The 7,496-nt window shown below is 67.6% G+C and carries 7 protein-coding genes; 6 read left to right on the top strand and 1 reads right to left on the bottom strand.

Features of this window, described 5'->3' with window-relative positions; translation table 11 throughout:
* Window positions 1–361 precede the first annotated feature (361 nt).
* Window positions 362–982, top strand: coding sequence for a DUF4190 domain-containing protein (locus tag ACFYRX_RS42810; protein WP_389112332.1), 621 nt, complete (start codon window positions 362–364; stop codon window positions 980–982).
* Here ACFYRX_RS42810 and ACFYRX_RS42805 read toward each other — a convergent pair whose 3' ends face one another.
* The gene (locus ACFYRX_RS42805) at window positions 983–1,552 is read right to left on the bottom strand and encodes an NADAR family protein (RefSeq protein WP_389112331.1); all 570 of its coding nucleotides are present in this window, start codon (window positions 1,550–1,552) and stop codon (window positions 983–985) included.
* A 210-nt stretch (window positions 1,553–1,762) separates the two neighbouring features.
* Here ACFYRX_RS42805 and ACFYRX_RS42800 point away from each other — a divergent pair, with 210 nt between their 5' ends.
* The 5 genes from ACFYRX_RS42800 to ACFYRX_RS42780 are packed head-to-tail and all read left to right on the top strand — an operon-like array spanning window position 1,763 to window position 7,495.
* A complete protein-coding gene (locus tag ACFYRX_RS42800) occupies window positions 1,763–3,298 on the top strand; it encodes a gamma-aminobutyraldehyde dehydrogenase (RefSeq protein WP_389112330.1) in 1,536 nt (511 codons plus the stop codon).
* A gap of 56 nt (window positions 3,299–3,354) precedes the next feature.
* Window positions 3,355–4,602 (top strand): PotD/PotF family extracellular solute-binding protein, encoded by a 1,248-nt coding sequence (locus ACFYRX_RS42795; RefSeq protein ID WP_389112329.1) that lies wholly within the window; start codon window positions 3,355–3,357, stop codon window positions 4,600–4,602.
* Window positions 4,599–5,765 (top strand): ABC transporter ATP-binding protein, encoded by a 1,167-nt coding sequence (locus ACFYRX_RS42790; RefSeq protein ID WP_389112328.1) that lies wholly within the window; start codon window positions 4,599–4,601, stop codon window positions 5,763–5,765. The genes ACFYRX_RS42795 and ACFYRX_RS42790 overlap by 4 nt, the downstream gene beginning before the upstream one ends.
* Window positions 5,765–6,694, top strand: coding sequence for an ABC transporter permease (locus ACFYRX_RS42785; protein ID WP_389112327.1), 930 nt, complete (start codon window positions 5,765–5,767; stop codon window positions 6,692–6,694). Before ACFYRX_RS42790 ends, ACFYRX_RS42785 begins: the two co-directional genes overlap by 1 nt.
* On the top strand, window positions 6,695–7,495 hold the full coding sequence (locus tag ACFYRX_RS42780) for an ABC transporter permease (RefSeq protein ID WP_389112325.1): 801 nt from the start codon (window positions 6,695–6,697) through the stop codon (window positions 7,493–7,495).
* Window position 7,496 lies beyond the last annotated feature (1 nt).

Genomic DNA, 7,496 nt, shown 5'->3' with positions numbered 1-7,496 from the left:
CGGTCCGGCGGCTCGGTCGTTTCAACAGTGCTCGGTTCCGGACGCCGGCCGCTGCGGGCGGACACCCCCCACCCCGTCCCCTTCACGCCGTCGGCAGCTTGCGGCCCGTCGTGGCGCGGGTGACTGCACCCTCCCAGGGGCGCGGGGAACTGCGCGGCCGGCCCCCACCGGGCCGCGCTCGTCCCGGGACCTGGGCTGACGTCTGGTCGGTGGCCTGCCGTGGCTTACGGCGGGTGTGCCCGGATCTTTTAGGGGCGCGGCCGGCCCCCACCGGGCCGCGGCCGCTCTGCGACCCGGCCCGGCTGGCCCTCGCGCTCAGGCCTTAGCATTGCGGAGTCGAACGATCTAGGGGGACATGGGCATGACGGACGCATCGCAGTCGGGCGGGGAAGCCGGGGCCGGTCGGGATCCGTGGGCGCCGCCGGAGAGCGGACCCTCGCTGGAGAAGAGCCAGTCACCCGGAGCCGATCAGCCGCCCTCCGTGCACGACCAGGCCACCGTGACGTCCGTGCCGAACGACGGCTACGGCTACCCCGCCCCGGAACAGGGTGTGCCCGGCTCCGTGCCGCCCCCGCCCATAGCGCCCGGCGGCCCCGCCGGATACGGCTACCCCGGCTACCCGCAGGGGTACGGCGGCTGGCCCACCCCGCCGGTGCCCCCGCAGAACGGCATGGGTGTCGCGGCGATGGTGCTGGGCATCCTGTCCTGCGCCCTCTTCTGCATGTACGGCGTTCTCTCGCTGATCCTCGGCGTCCTCGCCATCATCTTCGGTGTCAAGGGACGCAAGCGGGCCGAGCGCGGGGAGGCCACCAACCACGGTCAGGCGCAGGCCGGTTTCATCATGGGCATCATCGGGACGATCCTCGGCGTCGCCATCATCGCCCTCATGGCCGTCGTCATCACGACCGCCATCAACTCCGATGACGAGCCCGACTACTACGACGGCTCCCTGCCGGCTTTCGGGGTTGCGCAGCAGCTCTGATCAGGCGGCTCTGAGTCGCTCCCGCGCCGCCATCAGCGCGAAGCCCAGCAGGTTCGGGCCCCGCCATCGCTCGGGATCGCCCGCCGCCTCGTCGTCCGCGGCGAGGCCGATGCCCCACACCCGGTCGACCGGGCTGGTCTCCACCAGTACCCGGTCGCCCGTGTTCAGCAGGAACTGCCGCAGATCGGCGTGTGCCGCGAACTTGTGGACGCTGCCCTCCACGACGATTCCGACGCGCTCGCGCCGCCAGGTCTCCTCGTCGAAGCCCCTGACCAGACGGCCCATGTTCTTGGCCTGCGCCGGAGATCCGGCTTCCAGGATTCGGCGTTCGGCGTCCTGATCTTCGAAAAGACGCGCCTTGCCCGCCATCATCCAGTGCTCGGCGGTCGCATAGGCCGCTCCGTCGACCACGAACGGTGACGGCCACCACTGGCTCAGACAGCTCGCGCCGACACGGCCGTCCGGTCTCGGGCGGTGCCCCCAGAAGTGCAGATACTTGATCTTCGCGCCTGCCCGGATCTGTTTGACCAGGGCTTCCTGTGAATCGATCGTCCCCGTGATCTTCCCCATGCACGCGAGTCTGGCAGGTACCACTGACACTCCGTCCTTCCTTTTCGTGGCCGACTCGACACCTGGTCGACAGATTCCGTCGCGTAACCGAAAGGCAACAACGGAATCACTTGTAGGAGTGTCATTGCTCTGTCAGGATCGGCACTCAAATCGAGCTGGAGCTACGCCACCCGCCCTCGGGGCGCGAGGGGTGACGGCGAGGAGAGCGACATGCACAAACCGGGCGGTTCCACCCCGGACCGCTTCGCGGCCCGCGAGCGGTTCGCCGACGGTGCGCAGTTCATCGGAGGGCGCCTCACCAAGGGGACCTCCGGGCGCACGCACGTGGTCGTGGACCCCGCGAGCGGTGAGGAGGTCCTCACCTATGAGCTCGCGGGAGTCGAGGACGTGGACGCGGCCGTCGCCGCGGCCCGTGACGCCTTTCCCGGCTGGGCGGGCCGCACTCCCGGTGAGCGTTCGGACGCCCTGCACCGGTTCGCCGCCGTGCTCGCCGACAGTGCCGAGGACTTCGCCCGGGCCGAGTCGCTGCAGTGCGGGAAGCCGCTGAAGCTGACCCGGGAGTTCGATGTTCCGGGGACCATCGACAACGTCGCCTTCTTCGCCGGGGCCGCCCGGCACCTTCAGGGGCAGTCCGCCGGTGAGTACTCCGGGGATCACACGTCTTATGTGCGGCGTGAGGCCATTGGGGTCGTCGGGTCCATCGCGCCTTGGAACTACCCGCTTCAGATGGCCGCCTGGAAAATCCTTCCTGCGATCGCCGCCGGCAACACCATCGTCCTGAAGCCCGCCGAGATCACCCCGCTCACCTCGCTGCTCTTCGCCCAGGCCGCCACCCGCGCGGGCATTCCCGACGGTGTCATCAACATCGTCAACGGGACAGGAGTAGAGGCCGGTGAGCATCTCGTCGGGCATCCCGACGTGGCCATGACCTCCTTCACCGGGTCTACCGCGGTGGGCAAGCGGGTCGCCGAGGTCGCCCTCGCGACCGTCAAGCGGCTGCACCTGGAACTCGGCGGCAAGGCTCCCTTCGTCGTCTTCGACGACGCCGACCTGGAAGCCGCCGTGAACGGGGCTGTCGCGGGCGCCCTCATCAACACCGGGCAGGACTGCACGGCCGCCACGCGCGCGTACGTGCAGCGGCCCCTGTACGAGGCGTTCGTCGAGCGGACTGCGGCTCTGATGGAGACCGTCCGCCTCGGGGACCCTTTCGCCGCCGGTACCGATCTCGGGCCGCTCGTCTCCCACCTCCAGCGGGACCGGGTCGCCGGGTTCGTCGACCGTGCGCGTGCCTACGCGCGCGTGGTCACCGGCGGCGAGGTGCCGGAAGGGGAGCTCGCCAAGGGGGCGTACTACAGGCCCACGCTCGTCGCCGACGCCGCCCAGGACAGCGAGATCGTCCAGGCGGAGATCTTCGGTCCGGTGCTTGTCGTCCTGCCGTTCGACAGTGACGACGACGGCATCCGACTCGCCAACGACACCCCGTACGGGCTCGCCGCCTCCGCCTGGAGCCGGGACGTGTACCGGGCCAACCGGGCCACGCGTGAGATCAGGGCCGGGTGCGTGTGGGTCAACGACCACATCCCGATCATCAGCGAGATGCCCCACGGCGGGTACCAGGCGTCCGGCTTCGGCAAGGACATGTCCTCGTACTCGTTCGAGGAGTACACGCAGATCAAGCACGTCATGTTCGACAACACTGCGGTTGTCGCGAAGGACTGGCACCGCACGATCTTCGGGGACCGATAGCCGTTTCCAGGCCGCCCGACCCGCGGCCGCCCATCTTCCCGAAAGGGCACCAGCGCATGGAGCAGTACGAGCCCGACCGCCTGTCACCGGCCCAAGTGGCCGCCATGCGGCGCAGTTTCCGAGGCGGCCGGGCCGCCATGACCCGGCGGTCCCTGATGCGTGCCTCCGCGGGCGGCGCTCTCACGGTCGGCGGTCTCGGCGCGCTGAGCGCCTGCGGCATCCCCGCGGCCGGCGACACCAAGGGCGGCGTCTCCGCGGACGACCACTCGGCCAAGGAGAAGACCGTCAACTTCTCCAACTGGACCGAGTACATCGACGTGGACAAGAGCGAGAAGCACCACCCCACGCTCGACCAGTTCAAGAAACAGACCGGCATCTCGGTCAAGTACACCGAGGACATCAACGACAACGTCGAGTTCTTCGGGAAGATCAAGCCGCAGTTGGCCGCCGGTCAGGACACCGGGCGCGACATCATCGTCCTCACGGACTGGCTCGCCGCCCGGCTCATCCGCCTCGGGTGGGTCCAGAAACTGGACGCCTCCAACCTCCCGCACGCGTACGCCAACCTGTCCGCGCAGTTCCGGGACCCGGACTGGGATCCGGGGCGGGCGTACTCGTATGTGTGGCAGGGCATCTCGACCGTCATCGCCTACAACAAGAAGGCCCTGGACGGCGTGGAGGTGAAGTCGGTCTCCGACCTGCTCGACAACCCCAAGCTCAAGGGCCGCGTCGGCTTCCTGTCGGAGATGCGCGACAGCATCGGCATGACCCTGCTCGACATGGGCAAGGACCCCGCGAACTTCACCGCCGACGACTACGACGCGGCGATCGCCCGGCTCCAGAAGGCCGTCGACAAGGGGCAGATCCGCCGCTTCACCGGCAACGACTACACCTCCGACCTGACCAGCGGCGACTTCGCGGCCTGTATCGCCTGGGCCGGTGACGTCGTACAGCTGAAGGCGGACAGTCCGGACATCGACTTCATCATCCCGGACAGCGGATACCTCACGTCGACCGACAACATGCTGATTCCCAACAAGGCCCGTCACAAGACGAACGCCGAGCGGCTCATCGACTTCTACTACGAGCCCAAGCCGGCAGCCGAGCTCGCCGCGTACATCAACTACGTGTCTCCGGTCGACGGTGTGAAGACCGAGCTGGAGAAGATCGACCCGGATGCGGCGAACAACCCGCTGATCATCCCTGACAAGGCCATGGCCGCGAAGTCCCACGCCTTCCGCTCGCTGAGCGCGAAGGAAGACACGGCCTTTGAAGAGAAGTTCGCGAAGCTGACTGGGGCGTGACCACCGTGACGAACAAGAACACCGACAACAGCGGAGACGTCCGCCTCTCCGGCATCAGCAAGACGTACGACAACGGCTTCACGGCGGTGCAGCCGCTGGACCTGACCGTGCCGCAGGGCTCCTTCTTCGCCCTGCTCGGCGCGTCCGGCTGCGGCAAGACCACCACCCTGCGGATGATCGCCGGTCTGGAGGAGCCCACCACGGGCACCGTGCACCTCGGCGACCAGGAGGTCACCCGGCTGCCGCCCTACAAGCGGCCGGTCAACACCGTCTTCCAGTCCTACGCGCTCTTCCCGCACCTCGACATCTTCGAGAATGTCGCCTTCGGACTGCGCCGGCGTGGCATCAAGTCGGTGAAGAAGCAGGTCGAGGACATGCTGGAGCTCGTGCAGCTGGGGGAGCAGGCGCGGAAGAAGCCGCACCAGCTGTCCGGTGGCCAGCAGCAGCGGGTCGCGGTGGCCCGGGCGCTGATCAACACCCCCAAGGTGCTTCTGCTGGACGAACCGCTCGGCGCCCTCGACCTCAAGCTGCGCCGCCAGATGCAGCTGGAGCTGAAGCGCATCCAGACCGAGGTCGGCATCACCTTCGTGCACGTCACGCACGACCAGGAGGAGGCCATGACCATGGCCGACACGGTCGCCGTGATGAACGCGGGCCGCGTCGAGCAGCTCGGCTCGCCAACTGATCTGTACGAGAACCCGAACACCACCTTCGTCGCCAACTTCCTCGGCACCTCCAACCTCATCGAGGCCGAGGTCGACGCGAAGAGCGGCGGCGAGATCGTGCTGAAGGCGGGCGGCGGGAAGCTGGTCCTTCCCGAGGCGCGGTACTCCGGGCCGACCACGACCGGCGGCAAGGTGCTGGTCGGTGTCCGTCCCGAGAAGATCTCCCTCACGCATGCGGACGAGGCCGGCGAGATTCCCGCGGGGCGCAACCGGATCACCGGGAGGATCGCCGATTCGAGCTTCATCGGCGTCTCCACGCAGTACGTCATCGACAGCCCCGTCTGTCCCGAGTTCGAGGTCTACGCCCAGAACATCGACCGCGACGACCGGCTCGTGCCCGGCGCCGAGGTCGTCCTGCACTGGAACCCGGCCCACACCTTCGGTCTGGACGCGGACCAGGACATCGACGCGGGCATCCAGGAAGAGGCGACGGTCTGATGGCGACGCTCACCGAGGCGCCCCCGCCGCTCTCCCCGACGGCGCCCGAGAAGAAGCCCCCGCGCAAGAGGGGCCGTTTCACGCCGTACTGGCTGCTGCTCCCCGGCATCCTGTGGCTGCTCGTCTTCTTCGCGCTGCCGATGATCTACCAGGGCTCCACGTCCGTGCAGACGGGCTCCCTGGAAGAGGGCTACAAGGTCACCTGGCACTTCGCGACCTACTGGGACGCGCTGTCCGAGTACTGGCCGCAGTTCCTGCGCTCGATCCTCTACGCCGGTGCCGCGACGATCCTCTGCCTGGTGCTCGGGTACCCGCTCGCCTATCTCATCGCGTTCCGTGCGGGGCGCTGGCGGAACCTGATCATGATCCTGGTGATCGCGCCCTTCTTCACCAGCTTCCTGATCCGCACCCTCGCCTGGAAGACGATCCTCGCGGACGGCGGCCCGGTCGTCGGCGTCCTCAACACGCTGCACGTCCTGGACGTCACCAGCTGGCTCGGCTGGACCTCGGGCGACCGGGTGCTGGCCACACCGCTCGCGGTGGTGTGCGGACTGACGTACAACTTCCTGCCGTTCATGATCCTGCCGCTCTACACCTCCCTGGAACGCATCGACGGACGGCTGCACGAGGCGGCGGGCGACCTGTACGCCAGGCCGGTCACCACCTTCCGCAAGGTCACCTTCCCGTTGTCGATGCCCGGTGTGGTGTCGGGGACGCTGCTGACCTTCATCCCGGCAGCCGGCGACTACGTCAACGCGGACCTGCTCGGCTCCACGGACACACGCATGGTCGGAAACGTCATCCAGACGCAGTTCCTGCGGATTCTGGACTATCCGACCGCTGCGGCCCTCTCGTTCATCCTCATGGCCGCGATTCTCATCATGGTCACCTTCTACATCCGCAGGTCGGGGACGGAGGATCTGGTTTAAATGGCCTTCGTCAACTGGCTCAAGGGCAAATTCGTCGTCATCGCGGGACTGCTGACGCTCGGATATCTCCTGCTGCCGAACGTGGTCGTCACGGTGTTCTCCTTCAACAAACCGAAGGGCCGCTTCAACTACCAGTGGCAGCAGTTCTCCACGGACGCCTGGAAGGATCCGTGCGGGGTGGCCGACATGTGCGGCTCCCTCTCCATCAGTCTCCAGATCGCGTTCTGGGCGACGGTCGGCGCGACCGTTCTCGGCACGATGATCGCCTTCGCGCTGGTCCGCTACCGCTTCCGCGCCCGCGGCGCCGTGAACTCGCTGATCTTCCTGCCGATGGCGATGCCCGAGGTCGTCATGGCGGCCTCGCTGCTCACCCTGTTCCTCAACATGGGCGCGCAGCTGGGCTTCTGGACGATCCTCATCGCCCACATCATGTTCTGCCTGAGCTTCGTCGTGACGGCGGTCAAGGCGCGCGTGATGTCGATGGACCCACGCCTGGAACAGGCGGCCCAGGACCTCTATGCCGGGCCCGTCCAGACCTTCCTCCGGGTCACCCTGCCGATCGCCGCCCCCGGAATCGCGGCGGGCGCGCTGCTCGCCTTCGCGCTCTCCTTCGACGATTTCATCATCACCAACTTCAATGCCGGCTCGACCGTCACCTTCCCCATGTTCGTCTGGGGTTCGGCACAGCGCGGCACACCCGTTCAGATCAACGTCATCGGTACGGCCATGTTCCTGGTCGCCGTACTGCTGGTGCTGTCCTCGATGGTCATCAGCAACCGCCGTAACAAGCAAAAGGCGTAAG

Origin of the sequence: Streptomyces sp. NPDC005374, from assembly GCF_042872225.1 — a bacterium.
Taxonomy (GTDB): Bacteria; Actinomycetota; Actinomycetes; order Streptomycetales; family Streptomycetaceae; genus Streptomyces.
The sequence above is the reverse complement of the archived record's forward strand: the minus strand, read 5'-3'. Positions and strand labels throughout refer to the sequence as shown.